The sequence below is a fragment of the Mycobacterium sp. 663a-19 genome (assembly GCF_035616495.1).
In the GTDB taxonomy this organism is placed as follows: domain Bacteria; phylum Actinomycetota; class Actinomycetes; order Mycobacteriales; family Mycobacteriaceae; genus Mycobacterium.
The window spans coordinates 406,263-424,225 of record NZ_JAPJAV010000003.1 but is presented as its reverse complement, the minus strand read 5'-3'; the positions used below and the strand labels follow the sequence as shown (position 1 = coordinate 424,225).

The 17,963-nt window shown below is 68.3% G+C and carries 15 protein-coding genes and 1 riboswitch; of the genes, 6 read left to right on the top strand and 9 right to left on the bottom strand.

Translation table 11 applies throughout. The features are described from left to right. Window positions 1–123: 123 nt before the first annotated feature. On the bottom strand, window positions 124–345 hold the full coding sequence (locus tag OQ968_RS08620) for a hypothetical protein (RefSeq protein ID WP_324676634.1): 222 nt from the start codon (window positions 343–345) through the stop codon (window positions 124–126). 122 nt (window positions 346–467) lie between these two features. Between OQ968_RS08620 and OQ968_RS08615 the strand changes: the two genes are divergently transcribed. Beyond that, window positions 468–2,207 carry a DUF3556 domain-containing protein gene (locus OQ968_RS08615; protein ID WP_324676632.1) on the top strand — a complete coding sequence of 580 codons (1,740 nt, stop codon included), beginning with the start codon at window positions 468–470 and terminating at the stop codon, window positions 2,205–2,207. Between the two features lie 55 nt (window positions 2,208–2,262). Here OQ968_RS08615 and metE read toward each other — a convergent pair whose 3' ends face one another. The 8 genes from metE to OQ968_RS08575 all read right to left on the bottom strand — a co-directional run bounded on the left by metE (window position 2,263) and on the right by OQ968_RS08575 (window position 11,862). Further along, window positions 2,263–4,557 carry a 5-methyltetrahydropteroyltriglutamate--homocysteine S-methyltransferase gene (metE, locus tag OQ968_RS08610; RefSeq protein ID WP_324676630.1) on the bottom strand — a complete coding sequence of 765 codons (2,295 nt, stop codon included), beginning with the start codon at window positions 4,555–4,557 and terminating at the stop codon, window positions 2,263–2,265. Window positions 4,558–4,670: 113 nt separating this feature from the next. Beyond that, window positions 4,671–4,865, bottom strand: a riboswitch (cobalamin riboswitch). A 50-nt stretch (window positions 4,866–4,915) separates the two neighbouring features. Then, window positions 4,916–5,554: an SDR family oxidoreductase gene (locus OQ968_RS08605; RefSeq protein WP_324676628.1), complete on the bottom strand. Its 639-nt coding sequence runs from the start codon at window positions 5,552–5,554 to the stop codon at window positions 4,916–4,918. 92 nt (window positions 5,555–5,646) lie between these two features. Continuing rightward, the gene (locus tag OQ968_RS08600) at window positions 5,647–6,489 is read right to left on the bottom strand and encodes an SDR family oxidoreductase (protein WP_324676627.1); all 843 of its coding nucleotides are present in this window, start codon (window positions 6,487–6,489) and stop codon (window positions 5,647–5,649) included. 104 nt (window positions 6,490–6,593) lie between these two features. Continuing rightward, window positions 6,594–7,892 (bottom strand): TetR/AcrR family transcriptional regulator, encoded by a 1,299-nt coding sequence (locus OQ968_RS08595; protein WP_324676625.1) that lies wholly within the window; start codon window positions 7,890–7,892, stop codon window positions 6,594–6,596. 134 nt (window positions 7,893–8,026) lie between these two features. Then, window positions 8,027–8,674, bottom strand: coding sequence for a nitroreductase family protein (locus OQ968_RS08590; RefSeq protein ID WP_324676623.1), 648 nt, complete (start codon window positions 8,672–8,674; stop codon window positions 8,027–8,029). A 13-nt stretch (window positions 8,675–8,687) separates the two neighbouring features. Then, complete coding sequence (locus OQ968_RS08585) at window positions 8,688–9,617, bottom strand: SDR family NAD(P)-dependent oxidoreductase (RefSeq protein ID WP_324676621.1); 930 nt, start codon at window positions 9,615–9,617, stop codon at window positions 8,688–8,690. After that, on the bottom strand, window positions 9,614–10,714 hold the full coding sequence (locus tag OQ968_RS08580) for an acyl-CoA dehydrogenase family protein (RefSeq protein WP_324676619.1): 1,101 nt from the start codon (window positions 10,712–10,714) through the stop codon (window positions 9,614–9,616). The genes OQ968_RS08585 and OQ968_RS08580 overlap by 4 nt, the downstream gene beginning before the upstream one ends. After that, window positions 10,711–11,862: an acyl-CoA dehydrogenase family protein gene (locus OQ968_RS08575; protein ID WP_324676617.1), complete on the bottom strand. Its 1,152-nt coding sequence runs from the start codon at window positions 11,860–11,862 to the stop codon at window positions 10,711–10,713. Before OQ968_RS08575 ends, OQ968_RS08580 begins: the two co-directional genes overlap by 4 nt. Before the next feature lie 98 nt (window positions 11,863–11,960). Between OQ968_RS08575 and OQ968_RS08570 the strand changes: the two genes are divergently transcribed. The 5 genes from OQ968_RS08570 to OQ968_RS08550 all read left to right on the top strand — a co-directional run bounded on the left by OQ968_RS08570 (window position 11,961) and on the right by OQ968_RS08550 (window position 17,962). Next, complete coding sequence (locus OQ968_RS08570) at window positions 11,961–13,733, top strand: nitric oxide reductase activation protein NorD (protein ID WP_324676615.1); 1,773 nt, start codon at window positions 11,961–11,963, stop codon at window positions 13,731–13,733. 69 nt (window positions 13,734–13,802) lie between these two features. Next, window positions 13,803–14,648 carry a CbbQ/NirQ/NorQ/GpvN family protein gene (locus tag OQ968_RS08565; RefSeq protein WP_324676614.1) on the top strand — a complete coding sequence of 282 codons (846 nt, stop codon included), beginning with the start codon at window positions 13,803–13,805 and terminating at the stop codon, window positions 14,646–14,648. Between the two features lie 84 nt (window positions 14,649–14,732). Further along, window positions 14,733–15,851, top strand: a complete 1,119-nt coding sequence (locus OQ968_RS08560) for an ABC transporter substrate-binding protein (RefSeq protein WP_324676612.1) — start codon at window positions 14,733–14,735, stop codon at window positions 15,849–15,851. 1 nt (window position 15,852) lies between these two features. Then, window positions 15,853–16,980, top strand: coding sequence for a spirocyclase AveC family protein (locus OQ968_RS08555; protein WP_324676610.1), 1,128 nt, complete (start codon window positions 15,853–15,855; stop codon window positions 16,978–16,980). Then, window positions 16,973–17,962 carry an SDR family oxidoreductase gene (locus OQ968_RS08550; RefSeq protein ID WP_324676608.1) on the top strand — a complete coding sequence of 330 codons (990 nt, stop codon included), beginning with the start codon at window positions 16,973–16,975 and terminating at the stop codon, window positions 17,960–17,962. The genes OQ968_RS08555 and OQ968_RS08550 overlap by 8 nt, the downstream gene beginning before the upstream one ends. The last annotated feature ends 1 nt before the right edge of the window (window position 17,963 follow it).

Below are 17,963 nucleotides of genomic sequence, written 5' to 3'. Positions count from 1 at the left end.
ACAACAGATCTCAACGCCGGACGGGTCACAACAACACTCCTCAATCAGATGTGTTGCATCCATCCCTTGAAGCCGAGCGCGGAAATTCGCAACAGCTTCACATTCGGCGGCGGCGGGCCCTTCTCAGGCGGGTCCGCCGTACTGCCACACCAGGCTATGGTCGCCGGTCATGGTCGGGTTGCACCACATCATCCGGCCGTTGGCGTCCTTGGCGGTCGCGTGCAATACCGTGCAGCCGTCGCCGGGCGCGGGCGGGTCGGCACGAGCGGTGCCGGTCCCCAAGGCGACGGCGATCGCTGAGACGGCCGCAACCGTTGCCACGATGGCGAATCGAAGTTTGCTCATGATGGACGTCTCCCCGGAACATGCCGACCCAACGTCACCGTATCCGGGGCTGGGGCCGCGGGCAAAGATTCTTGGCCCCAACCCGAGCCACGCCCCTAGAACACGTTCTAGTCTGTGACACCATGGGATTTCTCAAGCCTGATCTGCCGCAGATCGAGATGGCCGAGTGGAGCAAGGGCACCCGCAGCGAGAAGATCCGCCCGATGGCGAGGCATTGGGCCGAGGTGGGTTTCGGAACACCGGTCGCGCTGCACCTGTTCTACGTCGTCAAGATCCTGCTCTACATCCTCTTCGCGTGGCTGTTTGCGTCGGCCACCAAGGGAATTAGCGGGTTCACCAACGTCGCGTCGTGGTGGTCGGAACCGATCGTGTTCGAGAAGGTCGTGCTCTACACCATGCTGTTCGAGGTGATCGGGCTGGGCTGCGGCTTCGGCCCGCTGAACAACCGGTTCTTCCCGCCGATGGGCTCGATCCTGTACTGGATGCGTTTCGGCACCATCCGGCTGCCACCGTGGCCGGATCGCGTCCCGGGGACCAGCGGCACCAAGCGCACCCCGTTCGACGTCGCCCTGTACGCACTGCTGCTGCTGGTGACGCTGCGGGCGCTGTTCTCGGACGGCACCGGACCGGTGCCCGAGCTCGGCACGACGATCGGGTTGTTGCCGACGTGGGAGATCGTGACCATCCTGGTGATCGTCGCCGTGCTGGGGCTGCGCGACAAGGTGATCTTCCTGGCCGCCCGCGGCGAGGTGTACGTGACGATGACGGTCACGTTCCTGTTCGGCGGCGCCGACATGATCGTCGCGTCCAAGGTGGTGTTCCTGGTGATCTGGGTGGGCGCGGCGACGTCGAAGCTCAACAGGCACTTCCCGTTCGTGATCTCCACCATGATGTCCAACAACCCGCTGATGCGGCCCCGGTGGCTGAAACGGCGCTTCTTCGAGAGGTTCCCGGACGACCTGCGGCCCGGACGGCTGTCACGGATGCTGGCTCACCTCAGCACCGCGATCGAGATGTTGGTGCCGCTGCCGCTGTTCTTCTGCCACGGCGGCTGGCCGACCACCATTGCGGCGATCGTCATGGTGTGCTTCCACCTGGGGATCCTGGTGTCGATCCCCATGGGGGTGCCGCTGGAGTGGAACGTGTTCATGATCTTCGGCGTGCTGTCGCTGTTCGTCGCGCACGCCCGCCTGGGATTGAGCGACCTGAAACACCCAGTGCCGGTGGCGATCCTATTCGCCATCATCGCGGGCATCGTTGTGCTCGGCAACATGTTCCCGCGCAAGATCTCGTTCCTGCCGGGCATGCGCTACTACGCCGGAAACTGGGACACCACGCTGTGGTGCATCAAGCCTTCCGCGAACGACAAGATCAGCCGGGGCATCGTGGCGATCGCCAGCATGCCGCAGGCCCAGCTGGAGCGGTTCTACGGCAGCCCGGAAGCCGCGCAGATCCCGATCTACATGGGGTACGCGTTCCGCGGCTTCAACACGCACGGCCGGGCGCTGTTCACGCTGGCGCACCGGGCGATGGCCGGCCAGAACGAGGACGACTACGTCATCACCGACGGCGAGCGGATCTGCAGCACCGCCATCGGCTGGAACTTCGGCGACGGCCACATGCACAACGAGCAGCTGATCGCCGCGATGCAGGAGCGCTGCCACTTCGAGCCGGGCGAGGTGCGCGTGGTCCTGCTGGACGCGCAGCCGATCCACAAGCAGACGCAGGAGTATCGGCTGGTGGACGCGGCGACCGGCGAGTTCGAGCGGGGCATCGTGCGGGTCGCCGACATGGTGACCCGGCAGCCGTGGGACGACGACGTGCCGGTCCAGGTGTTGTCCGACCTGAACCGCCGAGTGTGAAACTGTTGCGAGATCCCGGCGGCGGATTCGCAACAGCCTCACGCTCGCCGGAACACTAGGCGCTCGCGCGGACTTCCCGCGCCGCGGCGACCATGTTGCGCAGGGACGCGGTGACCTCGTCGGTGTTGCGGGTCTTCAGCCCGCAGTCGGGGTTGACCCAGAGTCGTTGCGCCGGAACGGCTCGCAGCGCCGCGCGCAGCGACTCCGCGATCTCGTCTGCGCTCGGCACCCGCGGCGAGTGGATGTCGTACACGCCCGGGCCCACGCTGTTGGAAAAGCCGGCGGCATTCAGGTCGTCCAGCACCTCCATGTGCGAGCGTGCCGCCTCGATCGACGTGACGTCGGCGTCCAGGTCGGCGATCGCCCCGATGACGTCACCGAACTCCGAGTAGCACAGGTGCGTGTGGATCTGCGTCGAGTCGGCGACTCCGGAAGTGGCCAGCCGGAAAGCGCCAACGGCCCAACGTAAGTACTCGTCCTGGTCGGCGCGGCGCAACGGCAGCAGCTCGCGCAGCGCCGGCTCGTCGACCTGGATGACGGCGATTCCGGCGGCCTGCAGGTCCACGGTCTCGTCCCGGATGGCCAGGGCCACCTGGTTGGCGGTGTCGGCCAGCGGCTGGTCGTCGCGGACGAACGACCAGGCCAGAATGGTGACCGGCCCGGTCAGCATCCCCTTCACCGGCTTGTCGGTCAAAGACTGTGCGTAGGTGATCCATTCGACCGTCATCGGGTGGGTGCGAACCACGTCGCCGTAGAGGATCGGCGGGCGCACGCAGCGGCTGCCGTAGGACTGCACCCAGCCGTTCTGCGTGGCGAAGAAGCCCTCGAGCTGCTCGGCGAAGTACTGCACCATGTCGTTGCGCTCGGGCTCGCCGTGTACCAGCACGTCGAGGCCGAGTTCCTCCTGCAGCTTGATGACGTCGGCGATCTCCTTGCGCATCTTGCCGACGTAGCTGGCCTCGTCGATCTCGCCGGCCCGAAAAGCCGCGCGCGCCTTGCGGATTGCCGACGTCTGCGGGTAGGAGCCGATCGTCGTGGTCGGCAGCGGGGGCAGCTGTAGCCGCGCCTCCTGACTCGCGCGGCGCGCGGCCGCGTCGCCCCGGTGCGAGCCCGAGGCGACGATCTCGTCGATCCGGGCCCGGACCTGGCCGTTGTGCAGCCGCGGGTCCTTCTTGCGCGAGGCCACCGCGGCGTTGGACGCCGCGATCGCGTCGGCGACTGTGTCGGGCCCGTCATGCAGTGCGCGCGCCAGCGTCACCACCTCGTCGACCTTCTCCCGCCCGAACGCCAGCCAGCTGCGCAGGGCGTCGTCGAGCCCGGTTTCGGGTTCCAGCGAGTACGGCACGTGCATCGTCGAACACGACGTCGACACCGCGACATTGGCCGCCGAGCCGAGCAGCGTCGCCAGCTTGCCTAGCGCCGACTCCAGGTCGGTGCGCCAGACGTTGCGCCCGTCGACGATGCCGGCCACCAGCGCCTTGGTGGCAAGCTCGGGAATGGCCGCGACGGCGGTGTCGGCCCCGGCGACCAGGTCGACGCCGATCGCCTCGACCGGCGTGCGGGCCAGTGCCGGCAGGGAGGCGCCCGGGTCGCCGAAGTAGGTGGCGACGTGGATGGCGGGGCGGTTGCTGACCGCGCCCAGCGCGCTGTACACCGCCTCGGCCAGCGCGGGCGCGTCGGGGGAGATGTCGGTGACCAGCGCCGGCTCGTCGAGCTGCACCCACTGCGCGCTGTTGTCGGCGAGCAGCGACAGCAGCTCGGAGTAGATCGGCACCAGCTCCTGCAGCCGCTCGATGGGTGCGCCCGCGCCCTCGGCGCCCTTGCTCAGTAGCAGGAAGGTGACCGGCCCGATGACCACCGGGCGCGCCGGAATGCCTTGTCCGAGCGCCTCTTTCAACTCGGAAAGCACCTTGTCCGGGTTCAGCGCGAACCGGGTTGCGGGCTCGATCTCGGGAACCAGGTAGTGATAGTTGGTGTCGAACCACTTGGTCATCTCCAGTGGCGCGACCTCCTCGTTGCCGCGCGCGGCGGCGAAGTATCGGTCGAGTTCGTCGGGGACTTGGGCGGCCCTGGCCGGCAGCGCGCCGAGCATGACCGCCGTGTCCAGCATCTGGTCGTAGTACGAGAAGGTGTTCACCGGCACCGAGTCCAGGCCGGCGGCCGCCAGGCCCGCCCACGTGTCGCGGCGCAATGTGGCGGCGACGGACTCCAGTTCCGATCGGCTGGTGCGTCCGGCCCAATAGCCCTCGGTGGCGCGCTTGAGTTCGCGCTTCGGGCCGATGCGCGGCGAGCCGGTGACCGTGGCGGTGAATGGTTGACTGCTTACAGGAGTCACGATTTCGTCCTTCATTCGACGGTTCGGTTCACCGCCGGCAGACGCGCAGCCGATGCCGTTGGCGGTACACAAACCGCAACGGCCACGGCCAGACGCCCATTCCACGAGGCGATGAGCCCGCCGGACGCGGCGCGCCCGGCACAGCCGGCAGGTCTTCGGACTCGCAGGCACGCACCCCGGTGGTGCTCCTACTGGCCGTCGCTTCCCGGTCTTTCAGACCAGTGCTTGGTGACGGCGTTCGTTCCTGCATACCGCTGCGGGACAGTCCCGGACTCTCACCGGGTTCCCTCTTGCGACGCATGACTAACATGCCTCGCTCGATGCCGGCGCCGCGGCTGCGGCGACAGCAGACCAGCTGCGAGAAGCAGCATAGTCAGCCCGCCAGCGCCTCGGCGATCGGGATGTCGCCGTTGTTGAATTCGATGGTGCGGTGGACGGTCGAGCCGTCGGCCAGCGCGGTCGCGACGACGCCCGCGACATCGGCTCGCGAGACCTCACCCTTGCCCCTGCCGATGGCGATCCGGCCGGTGGCGGGCTCGAGGGTGAGCCGGCCCGGTCCCAGCACCGTCCAATCCAGCCCGCTGGCGCGAAGTTGGGCGTCGGCGGCGGCCTTGGCCTCGGCATAGGGGAAGAACGGATCATCTTGCGGCACACCATGATCCGGGCCGGCACCGAAGTACGACACCATCACGAACCGCCGCACTCCCGCCCGGACCGCCGCGTCTATCACCCGGATCGCCGCGTCGCGGTCGACGGCATAGGTCCGGGCCGGGTTGCCACCGCCGGCCCCGGCGGAGAAGACGACCGCGTCGTGCCCGGTAAGCAGGTCTGCCAGCGTGGCCGTGTCGAGCCGCTCGATGTCGGCCACCGCCGGGTGGGCCCCGGTGGCGGCGACGTCGTCTGAGTGGTCGGGGTTGCGGAAGACCGAGGTCACCTCGTCGCCACGCTCGGACAGGATGCGGGCGAGCTGCAGCGCGACCTTGCCGTGGCCGCCGATGACAACGATGCGCATGCCCCGACGGTACTCAACCGCGAGACTGCAGTTACCGACGCAAACGCCGAGTGGACCCGTCGGCCGTTGCAGTCTCGCGGGGAGACGACGGGCTAGAGCTTCACCCGGCCCATGATCAGATCGATGATCGGCTTGCCGGGCGGGTAGGCGCCGGTCAGCGAGGCCATGGTGTGCCCGTAGTCCACCAGCAGCGTGATGCCGTTGATGCCGAAGGCGGCGGCGCTGTTGAGGAACGCCATGACGTCGCCCATTTGCTCCGGGGTGTGCACCTTGGAGCCGGTCTCGTCGCGGTAGTCCTGTGCGAAGGTGAGCCAGAGGTCGGCGTTGGCCTGGGCCAGCGGGGTGTCGGTGGGGCCCGGGCAGATCGCGTTGATGCGGATGCCCTTCTTCAGCAGCGGGTAGCCCTGGGTCGCGACGTAGGCGTTGACGACCTTCTTGGAAAAGCCGTAGTGGATGATGCCTTCCGGCTCGTGCGCCTTGACCCACTCCTGTGCCGCCGCGAAGTCCGGGGTGGCGAGGAACTCGTTCAGCAGGTCCAGGTCATTTTCCCAGCCCATGCCGGCGACCGAGGAGATGAAGCAGATCGCCGAGCCCGAGGGAAGTTGGTTCTTCTCGAGCAGGCGCTCGATGAGGTACCGGTGGCCGAGGAAGTTGATCGCCATCAGGTCGGTTGTGCCGTCGGCGATGCCGGCGGCCGAGAACAGGGCGTGGACCGGGCCGTCCACCTGCTCGACGGCGGCGTCGATCGACGCGGGGTCGCGCAGGTCCACCTGGATGGACTTGGCGACGTCATACTTCACCGGCGCGTAGTCCATCACGATGACCTCGGCGCCGAGCTCGCCGGCTGACTTGGCCGCCGCGGCGCCCATGCCCGTCGCACCACCGACAACGAGCGCGCGCTTGCCGTCGTAGCGCAACCGATCGACAATGGTCATGGAAATCCCCTTCTCGGTAACTGCCAACCCGGTTCTAATTGGACAACTGTATGGGTAACAGTTATTTGGTTCAATACCGGGGTGCCGGATCGAGTTAGACGGTCTTACTTCCCGCGAACGGCGACGCCCCGCAGGCAGGTGTCGCGGGCATGTATCAGCGCCGGCCGGCGGCCGATGGCGCGAAGAATGTTCTCCGGTATCCACTGCACCCCGATGACGCACCGCGCCAGCATCGCCGTGGAGGGCGTGTCGATCTGGATCTCGCCCGACCGAATCCCTTCGGAGAGCAGTGATTTCATTTGCCGAAGCCGCGTGGCGTACGACCACCCCGGGTTGGCCGTCGGCGGCGATTGCCGCATCCAGGCGAGCTGGATCCTGAACTCGTCGGAAAACTGGTCCAGTGCATTGACGTTGACCCAACTCAGCGCGTCCAGCTTTTCGATGGGCGTGGCATCGGAGCGCAGCACGGCGACCCAGCCCGCCTCCACCTTCTGCCCGAACGAGCGCATGATCGAGTCCAGCAGTTCGTCCTTGGACCCGATCACCCGATACACGGTCCCGGTGCCAAGACCCGCCGCGGACGCGATGTCCCTGATGGTCGTGACCTCATACCCTTTGCGGCCGAACTCGGCTCGCGCCACCGCGCGCACGTGGGCCGCCTTGTCGCTGGCTTCGCTGTCGTCGGCCCACGTCTCGATCACGTCGCTCGCGGCCTTGAAAGCCTTGGAGCGATCCAGTGCCGAGTCGGTCGGCGGCCGGGCCGCCAAGCCTTGCAAGATGATTCGGCACAGCAACTCGGCCACCTGGTCGGCGGACGCGGTGTGCCGGATGACGTCGAGCCCGACCTGCAGCATGGTCTGGCAGATGCGGTCGGCCAGCGTGGGAAGGTCGATGTCGGGTTTGATGTAGCCGCTCCACCTACCGGCGCGCAGCGTTTGCAGCATCGCCTCCTGGATCGCGGTGGACTGTTGCCGGGTGAGCTTCATGAGTTGCGGGTCCGCGCTCGGCCCCTCGTAGAACGACATCTGCAGGGCGGCCCGATGCTGCACGGCACAGTTGGCGATCGCCGACCCCAACTGGAGGATCTTCTCGGAGACGGGTCGCGAGTCGGGTTCGTCCAGCCTCGCCTGGGCCGCGAGCCCGATGCGGTTCAGATCGTCCTGATACCGGCGTATCAGCTCGACGAGGATCGCCTCTTTGGACTCGAAATGGTGATACAGGCTCCCCGGGAGAATGCCTGCCGCGTCGGCGATTTCCTGCAGCGACGTGCGCAGTCCGGACGAGGCGATCAGCGACGCCGCGGTCTGCAGGATCTCGGTGCGGCGCGTCCCGGAGTCGTCGGCGCCGGCCGGATCCAGACGATCCGCCGGCCGCTTGGATGCCAACGATTCGGCTTTGGCCATGACTAGTGATACGCCAGACCGGACGACTGCTTTGCGCGCATGCGCATCCGTCCTCCCGTCCGAACCAAATCTTTGTTAGAGGCTATCAGACCGGGCGAAAGGAATCCGCTGTACAAGGCGCTGAAAGGCCCATTCTAAAGGGCGGGGCCGTCCCAGCGGTCGCGCGCGACCACCTCCTCGACGGGGCGCCGCCGGGCCGGCCGGAACGTGTGCCCCGCACGGAGGCGACCGACGGGCAGCAGGCAGCCCTGGACGTAGGTCGGCGGAATCCCGAGCAGCCGCCGGACCTCGTCCTCGCGGTGCAGGTGCAGCGTCGTGACGCACGTCCCGTAGCCGCGGGTGTGCAGCGCCAGTTGAAAGTTCCACACCGCCGGGAAGATCGATCCGTACAGCGTGGCCTGGTGAAACGACTCGTCACCGTCGATGCGCGGCAGATACGGCTCATAGCAGGGGATCACCAGCAGCGGCACCCTCGTCATGTTCTCGACCAACCACTCCGTCGACGACATGAGCCTGCCCTCCGGCGTGCCGGCCGGCAGCATGCCGGCGAGCAGTTGCCCGCCGACCCGCAGCAGATAGGCCTCCCGGTACAGCCCGGCGATCTTGTCCCGCAGCGCGGGATCGGTGACCACCAGCCACCGCCACGACTGCTGATTCGAGCCGTTGGCCGCCTGCAACCCGATCCGCAGGCAGTCGCGAATGTCGTCGATGTCGACCGGCGCATCCACGTCGAGCGACTTGCGCGCGGAACGGGTGGCGGTCAGCAGGTACTCGAGGTCCATGATCAGCCGCCCATCAGGTGCTCACGCCGAGCCGGGCCGCCACAGCGAAGACTTCCTCGAAGATCGAACCGGGCACGGTGAACGGCTCGGTCGCCGACACCTCGGAAAGGTGGGCCTCGATGTCGTCGGCGGTCGGGTTGCCGTCCTTGTCCGCGAGCCAGCCCGCGCCGAGTCCGACGAAGACGCGGGCGAAACGACCGGCGCAGGCCGAGTAGTTCCGATGGCCGAAGTCGCAGGCCCGGCTCGCCAGGAACACCACCATGGGCACCACCAGCTCGGGCTTGATCACGCTCAAGAAGCCAATCTCCTCAAGGGCTTTCGGGTCTCCGACCGTTTCGGTCACCATCCGCGAGAAGCCGAACGGGAGCACGGTGTTGGAAAGGATGCCGTGCTCGGCGCCCTCGATCGCGATCACGTTCGACAAGCCGACCAGGCCCGCCTTGGCCGCCGCGTAGTGGGCCTCCAGCGGCTGGCCGAACATGCCTCCCGAGGAGGAGATGAACACGAACCGGCCGTAGCGCTGCTTCTTCATCACCCGGTAGGCGGGCTGGCTCAGATAGAAGCCGCCGTCGAGATGCACGGCGAGCATCCTGCGCCAGTCGTCCGCGCTCAGCTCGTCGAACGGAATGCTGTTGAAAATCCCGGCATTGCTGACGACGGCGTCGAGCCGGCCGAAGCGTTCGACGGCCTGCTCGACGATCGCCTCACCACCCTCCGGGCTTGCGACCGAGTCGTGCGAGGCCACCGCGACGCCGCCCTCGCCCTCGATCTCGGCGACGACCTGGTCCGCGACGGCGGCATCGGAGCCGTCGCCGTGCATGGTGCCGCCCAGGTCGTTGACGACCACCGAGGCGCCGCGCCGGGCCAGCTCCAGCGCATACAACCGGCCGAGGCCGCGGCCCGCGCCCGTCACGATCGCGACCTGGCCGGTGAAATCGATCATGAACTGCTCCGTTTCGCAAGGCGCGCACCGACTTCGGTGAGATACTCGTCGGGCCCACCGAGAAACGCGCTCCAGCCCAGCAGGCGTTTGAGGTACAGGTGAGCGTCGTGCTCCCAGGTGTAGCCGATGCCGCCGAACACCTGGATGGCGGTGTCGCCGACGGTGGCCAACCGTCCGGCGAACGCCTTGGCCCGCAAGGCGGACAGGTGCCGCTCCTGCGCGTCGGCGTGGTCGGCGGCCCACAGCGCGTGGATCACCCCGCTGCGGGCCAGCTCGACGGTTTCGTACATGTCGACGCACAGATGCTGGATCGCCTGGAACGAGCCGATGGCCTGGCCGAATTGCTTTCTCACCTTGGCGTATTCGACGGCCAGGTCCATGACGGCCCGCGCGGCGCCCAGCGCGTCGGCGGCGGTGGCGATGAGCACGTCGTCGACGACGGCCGCAATGGCATCCGGGGACGGCGTGGCCAGCCGGCGTGCGGGCGCGTCGTCGAGCGCGACCCAAAATCGCTTGCGGGTGGGATCGATACCGCGCTCGGGGGTCACCGACACACCCGACGAGTCGGTCCGCACCGCGAAAAGCCCGGTCCCGCCTCCGTTCTCGGCAAGCACGAGCAGGACGTCCGCCGCGGCGGCGTCGGGGATCTCGGCCGCACCGCGCAGCACCACGCCCGGGCCTCGGTCGGCGGCGGTGACGGCACCGTCGTTGCGCTGCAGCGGCCCGACGGTGGCGATGGCGGTGCCGTCGGCGATTCCGGTGAAGAGCTCGGCGGCCGCGCCCTCGGCCCCGAGCCGGGCCAGGGCGCGCGGCGCGGCGACGGCGCTCGACAGCCACGGTCCCGGGTGCAGCGCCGTGCCGAGCTCCTCGGCCACGATGCCGGCCTCGACCATCGACATCCCGGCCCCGCCGCATTCCGGCGGCACCAGCAGGCCGGTCGTCCCGAGGTCGGCAAGGCCGCGCCAGACGGCGCCGGTGGTGCCCGTCGGGTCGTCGAGCAGCGCGCGCACGTGGCCCGAAATCGGCGCCTTCTCGGCGAGAAACCGCCGCGCCGTGTCGCGCAGCGCAACTTGCTCGTCGGTCAATTCGAGGTTCATTGGCGCGGCAACCCCAGCACGCGTTGGGCGGTGATGTTCTTGTTGATCTGGGTCGTGCCGCCCGCGATGGTCAGCGATCGCGACGTCAGCCGGTAATCGGCCCACCGGTGCTTCTCGCCGCCGGTGCCCAGCACGTCGAAGGCCAGCGCGGCCATGTCCTGCCCGATCTCGCCCCACACGGTCTTGGCCAGGCTGGCCGAACCGAGCGCTGCCTTGTCCGAGCCGCCGTGCAGCGTCGCGGAAATAGAGCGCTGGCAAAGCAATTCGAGATACTTGATGCGGACCCCGATTTCGCCGAGGCGCCGCAGTGTCACCGGGTCTTGACCGGCATTGGACGCGGCGAAGTCGGCCACCAGTTCCTCGAGCCGCACCTGCATCTCGGCGTAGAGCCGCGCGGCACCGGCGCGCTCGTGGCTCAGCGTGGTGGTGGCCACCTGCCAACCGCCGTCGAGCGGTCCGAGCAACGCGTCCGCCGGGACCCGCACGTCGCGAAAGAACAGCTCGGCGAAGTCGGTGTCACCGTTGAGCGTGACGAGCGGTCGGACCTCGATGCCGGGCAGCGTCATGTCGACGATCAGGCAGGAGATCCCCTTGTGTTTCGGCGCCTCGGGGTCGGTACGCACATACAGCTGGCACCAGTCGGCGCGGTGCCCCAGCGAGGTCCAGACCTTCTGGCCGTTGACGACGAAGTCGTCACCGTCGCGCACCGCGCGGGTGCGCAGCGCGGCGAGGTCCGAGCCCGCCTCGGGCTCGGACATCCCCTGGCACCAGATGTCGTCCGCGCGCATCATGCGGGGGAGCAGCGTTGCCTTCTGCGACTCGGTGCCGTACTGCATGATCGCGGGCGCGATGTTGTTCATGCCAATGACGTTGAGCGGCAACGGTGCCCGAGCGCGTGTGGTTTCCTCGGTGTAGACCAGCTGCTCTAAGACCGTCGCTCCGCGGCCGCCGTACTCGCGCGGCCAGGAGACGGCCGCCCATCCGGCGTCGGCCATGGTGCGGTTCCAGTCCCGCAGCATCGCGAACGTCGCGTCGTCGCGGCCGGAGGGCCGCCGGGCGGCGATCAGCTCGCCGGTCAGGTTCGCCGACAGCCACTCGCGCAGCTCGGCGCGGAACCGTTCCACCTCCGGCGGGTAGGAGAAATCCACGTCCTCTTGTTTACCTCGCGCGATTGACTGGGCCAAGCCCCGGACTTTACGTTGGAACAGATATTTGGTCAACGAGTCGCGGGATTCGGAGGTGGTGCGTGGCGAGCGACGCTCCCGGCGATCGGCTGCAGGCCCTCGGCCTGCTCGCCTCCGCGCTCGCCGGCCGGCCCCTGGCGGTCGCCGAACAGCGGCCGGGCGAACCCCCGTGGACCGACGGCCAGACGATCTACCTGGATCCTGCCGCGCGAAACCGCGCGAAACTCGAAGCGGTGGCCGTGCACGCCTCGATGATCGCGGCCGGCAGCCTGGATCCCGACGTCGTGCGCGCCCTGGTCCGCCACCCGCGGCAGGCCAGGCGCTACCTGGCCGTCGAGGGCCATCGGGCGCTGGTGGCCAACGGCTACCTGCTGCCGGGCGCCTTGACGTCGGTGGGCGATCGCGACGTCGCGAGCCGCAGCGACTCACCCGCCGCGTCCCTGCGACTCGCCGGCGCGCAGGTGGCGATCGACGACCCGCCACCGGAATTCGGCGCGATCCGTCCGGCGAAGGTGCTGGCCGCGTGCTCGGCGGCGGCCAAGCGGGAGGACCGAGAAGACCCCCAACACATCCCACGCGGCGGCCCCAAAGAGCTCGAGGAACTCGACGACGGCGCCGTCGACGATTCCGACGATCCCGACATGTTCACCAGCCCGGTCGGTGGGGGTGGCTTCATCGGCAAGTGGCTGAAGAAGATGCTGTCCTCGGCGCGCAAGACCGGCAGCGGCGGCGGACCGCCCGGCGCCGACACCCCGACGCACCGGACCAACACCGCCAACCGCGGTCTGCACGCCGTGTCGTCGCTGGCGTCGACCCCGAGCGAGGACGGCGAGGATGCCGAGGATGCCGACGGCCTGACGTATCCGGAGTGGGACGCCGCGCGCAACTGCTACCGCCCGGCGTGGTGCACCGTTCGCGAAATCGAGTCCGAAATAAAGGCATCCGCGACCCATGCGATCGACGACGCCATCGGCCTGCGGCGCCCGCTGTCCCGGCTCGGGATGGGTCTGCACCGCCGCCACCGCCAGTCGCAGGGTGACGACATCGACATCGACGCGGCGGTCGAAGCCCGCGTCGAGGTGCTGGCCGGGTCGGTGCCCGACGAGGCGGTGTACCTCGACAGCCTGCGGCGCCGGCGCGACCTGTCGGTGCTGCTCCTGCTCGACGTGTCGGGGTCGGCGGGGGAACCGGGGACGGTGGGCCGGACGGTGCACGAGCAACAGCGCGCGGTTGCCGCCAATCTTGCTGTGGCGCTTCATGATCTGGGTGACCGGGTCGCGCTCTACGCCTATTACTCGCAGGGCCGGCGCGCAGTGAGCCTGGTGCCCGTCAAACGGTTCGACGATCACCTCGACTCCCGAGTCATGAAGCGGCTGAACAGCCTCGAGCCCGGCGCCTACTCCCGTCTCGGTGCGGCCATCCGCCACGGCTCGGCGGTCCTGGAGGCGCGCGGGGGAACCTCACGGCGGCTCCTGGTCGTGCTGTCCGACGGACTCGCCTACGACCACGGGTACGAGCGGCCGTACGGCGCCGCGGATGCGCGCCGCGCCCTGATCGAGGCCCGCCGCCGCGGCACCGGCTGCGTGTGCCTGACGATCGGCGCCGGAACCGACGTGCAATCGCTGCGGCGGGTATTCGGCAGCACCGCGCATGCGACGATCGCCCGCCCGGATCAACTCGCCGGCGTGATCGGACCGCTGTTCCGGTCCGCGCTGCGCTCGGCCGAGGTTCGCCGCCGACCCGTCGCGAGCGCGGGGCAGTCGACGGCGAGCGTGCGTGTCGGTGCGGCGACACGCCGCCGACCGCGTACATCTGCGCACGTTCGCGGGCGGTGATGGCCGTTGAAACAAACATCTGTTCCGGTTAGGCTCCACACCAAGCGGGAGGGAAGCGGAAGGGAAGCTATGGCCAATGAGTCCGGGACTGTGTACCGGAACGGCGTGACCCCCGAGGCGGAGATGGCACGTCCCTTCTACAAGGCGATCGGCAGCGAGGAAGCCATCTTCAAGGCGGCCTACCGGCAGGGCTTGTCGCTCGTCCTGAAGGGGCCGACGGGCTGCGGCAAGACCCGCTTCGTCGAGGCGATGGCCTACGACCTGGGCCGGCCGCTGATCACCGTCGCCTGCCACGACGACCTCACCACCGCGGACCTGGTCGGCCGGTACCTGCTGCAGGGCGACGAGACGGTCTGGGTGGACGGCCCGCTCACCCGGGCGGTGCGCGAGGGCGCGATCTGCTACCTGGACGAGGTGGTGGAGGCCCGCCAGGACACCACCGTGGTGCTGCACCCGCTCGCCGACCACCGGCGGCAGCTGCCCATCGAGCGGCTCGGCATCACGCTGGACGCCGCGCCCGGCTTCGGTCTCGTCGTGTCCTACAACCCGGGCTATCAGAGCGTGCTCAAGGACCTGAAGGATTCGACGCGTCAGCGCATGGTCGCCGTCGAATTCGGTTTCCCCGCACCCGAAGTCGAAGTGGGCGTCGTCGCGCACGAAGCGGGCGTCGACGACGCGACCGCCGCCGAGCTGGTGCGTCTGGGGCAGGCCATCCGCCGGCTGGAGACCGGCGGGTTGCGTGAGGTCGCGTCCACCCGCGTGCTGATCGCGGCGGGCAGGCTGGTCGCCGAGGGCCTGACGATGCGGGAGGCCGCCCGGGCCGCGATCGCCGGGCCGCTGACCGACGACGTGGCCGTCGGCAAAGCCCTCAACGAGATGATCAACATCTACCTGGGTGCTTCCGATGAGGATTGACGCTGCATACCGGCCCCGCTAGGGTCTGAACAAATATTAGGTTTTCGGTATCGGGCGCGCGAGGCTGCCACCCCGGGAGGTCAGATGTCCTACGAAAGCACCGCAGAGCCGATCAAGGTCGGCTACCTGATGGACTTCACGCTGCCGCCGGGATTCCCGGAAGAATTGTTGGCGAGTTTCACGCGGTGCTTCGACCTCGTCTTCGAAGAAGCCCGTGAACAGGGCCTGATCGATCGCCCAGTGCAGATGATCTACCGCGAGGTGGAGGGGTTGCCCAAGGGATCGGTCAAGGCGGTGATCGACGCCTTCGGGGAGCTGGTCGACGAGGGCTGCCTGGTGGTGTTCGGTCCGCACATCACCGACAACTGCGTGCCCACCCGCGAGGCGATCGAGGAGCGGTTCAAGGTCCCCGCGATCAGCGTCACCGGCACCGACGACTGGCTGGGCGAATGGACGTTCTCCTTCCCGCAGGGTTCGATGACCGACGAGCCGATCTTCATCGCGGACCTGGTCGCGAAGCGCGGGCTCACCGAAATCGGGGTACTGGTCGAGCAGAACCTGATCGGCGAGAGCTATCTCAAAAACCTGCGAAGCGCGTGCCGCCGCAACGGCATTCGGATCGTCGCGGAGGCCCCGATCGCACAGACCGCACAGGACATCAACGAGGCCGTGCGCACCCTGCACGACGCGAAGGCCGAGGCGATCGTGCATCTGGGCTTCGGCTTCGGCATCGTGTTCATCAACCCGGCGCTCGAGGCCGTCGAGTGGGACCCGCCGCGATTCACCACCACGGCTTTCCAGAACGCGTGGGTGAACCCGATCATGTGGAACGCGTTCATGGGCTGGGTCGGGGTCGATCAGTACGACGAGGCGAATCGAGTCGGCCAGGATTTCCTCGACCGTTACGCCGAGAAGTACGAGGGCAGCCGTCCCGAATATTGCGTGCCGGTGGTCAACCACGACGTCGCCGCCACGCTCGTGCGCGCCTTTGCCGACGCGCACCCGCTGAGCCCGCGCGGGGTCAAAGAGGCGCTGGAGCGGGTGAAGATGATGCCCGCCGCCTCCGGCGCCCCCGGCACCCGGGTCTCCTTCGGCAAGTGGACGCGGCGCGCGTGGATGGGCGCGGGCTACCTGGTGGCCCGAACCCTGGACGCCGACGGCACCAACTCGCACCTGGTCGATCGCTTCGGAGCGGAGGGCTGAGATGGCCACGGAACAGTCCGTACTCGGGCGGCCGGACGAGGCGCCGCGGGCAAAGCGCGGCTGGGGCGGATGGATCGCCGGCGCCGCCCTGGCGGCGTTCGCGCTCTTCTTCATCGCGAACTGTCGCGTAGCCCTCGACCCGCGCGTGGCCAACCCGAATGTCCAGGGCCGGCCCCGCCCGGTCAGATTCATCTTCGGCCTGGACTACATCACCTTCCTGCACATCTCCACCGTCATCATGCTGCTGGTGCTGCTGCTGGTGTTCGTCAGGGGCTGGCGGCGCAACCCCGGTAGCCCGGTGATGCTGATGTTCCTGTGCACCACGCTGATCGTGTGGCAGGACCCGATCATGAACTGGGCCCCGTTCGCCGTGTACAACCCGGACCTGATCCACTGGCCGGAGTCGTGGCCGCTGGTGTCGCTGTCGCCGACCGTCGAACCGTTCGTCGTATTCGGTTATGTCACTTTCTATTTCGGGCCGTACTTCCCGGCGGTCTGGATCCTGCGCAAGCTGCAGGCCAAGTACGGGCCGACGGCGTTCGTGTCGCGTCACCCGCTGGTCAGCCTGGGCCTGCTGACCTGTGCAATCGGCTTCGTCTTCGATGCGTGGCTGGAGATCCAGCTGGTCCACATGGGCATGTACATCTACTCGCAGGTCATTCCGTGGGGCTCGGTGTTCACCGGCACGACGTTCCAGTTCCCGCTGATCTGGGAGTCGTTCTCGGTGACCTTCGTGATGGTGCCCGCGGCGATCCTGGTCTATCGCGACGACACCGGTAAGTCGGTGGCGGAGAAGCTGGCCGCCAAGGCCAAGATATTCCCGACGCGCCCGGTGCTCGGGACGTTCCTGGTGATGTTCGCCATCATCAACGTGTCCTACTTCGCCTACGGCACCTGGTTCGCCGTCATCAAGGCCACCAAGGCGGCGACCTCGGTCGCCTGCCCGTGGCCGTATCCGGAAGCCAAAGTCTATGACCCGCAAGGCTTTTACGAGAAGGCGGGCGCGCAGGGCCCCTACTCGGTCGGCATCTGGTCGACCTGGATGAGCGGGCAACCGAATGGCCGACCCGATGTGCAGCCGCCGCCGCCCGGCGAAGGTGCCTGCGCGACACCGAGCAAGAATGGGTGAGCCCCGCAGCGTCGTCATCACCGGCGCCTCTCGCGGTCTGGGCTTCGCCTCGGCGGTTCGCCTCTACCGTGAGGGCTGGCGGGTGGTCGCGGCGATGCGCACGCCGGAGAAAGGGATGGCGCACCTTCGTGAGGCGACCGGTGCAGGCGAAGAGGACGACCGGCTGATCGGCGTGCAGCTCGACCTCACCGACAATGCGTCAATCACCGCCGCGGCCAAGGCAATCGAGGAAGCCGTGGGCGCCCCCTACGCGCTGGTGCACAACGCGGGGATCTCCGCCGCCGGAATGGTGGAGGAAACCGATATGCAGCTCTGGCAGAAGATGTTCGCCACCAGCGTCCTGGGCCCCGTCGCGCTCACCCAGGTCCTGCTGCCCGCGATGCGCGCGGCCGGCGAGGGGCGCATCGTGCTGATATCCAGCGCGGCCGGGGTGCGCGGTCAGCCGAACACCGCGCCGTACTCGGCGGCCAAGGGAGCGCTGGAGCGGTGGGGGGAGTCCATGGCGTGCGAGATCGCGCCGTTCGGTCTCGGTGTCACCGTTTTGGTGAGCGGCATGTACGACACCGACATCATCACCGACGCGGGCACCATCGACGACCGTGATTTCGACGGTCCGTACGCGCGGCTGCACAACACCATCGACACCCGCGGCAGGTTCGCGATCCGCTTCGCCCGGCCACCCGAGCGGTTCACCGACGGACTGGTCAAGGCGCTCGACGACCGGAAACCGTTCCGGCGCCGCGGTGTCGGCCCGGACGTCGCCATGCTGCTGGCCGCCAACAGGATCCTCCCGGCCTCCGGCATGCACCACGTGTCGCGGATCGTGCTGGGCATACCCAGACAGGGCTCGATGCGGGGCGGGGCGTGGCCGTTGACGGCGGCTCAACGGGCCATGGTGGTCGTCGCGCGCGTTCTTCCGGCGCCGGTGCTGCAGCGCCTGGCGTCGCTGGCGGCCAAGCGCCGCAAGGGAAACGAGGGGTAGC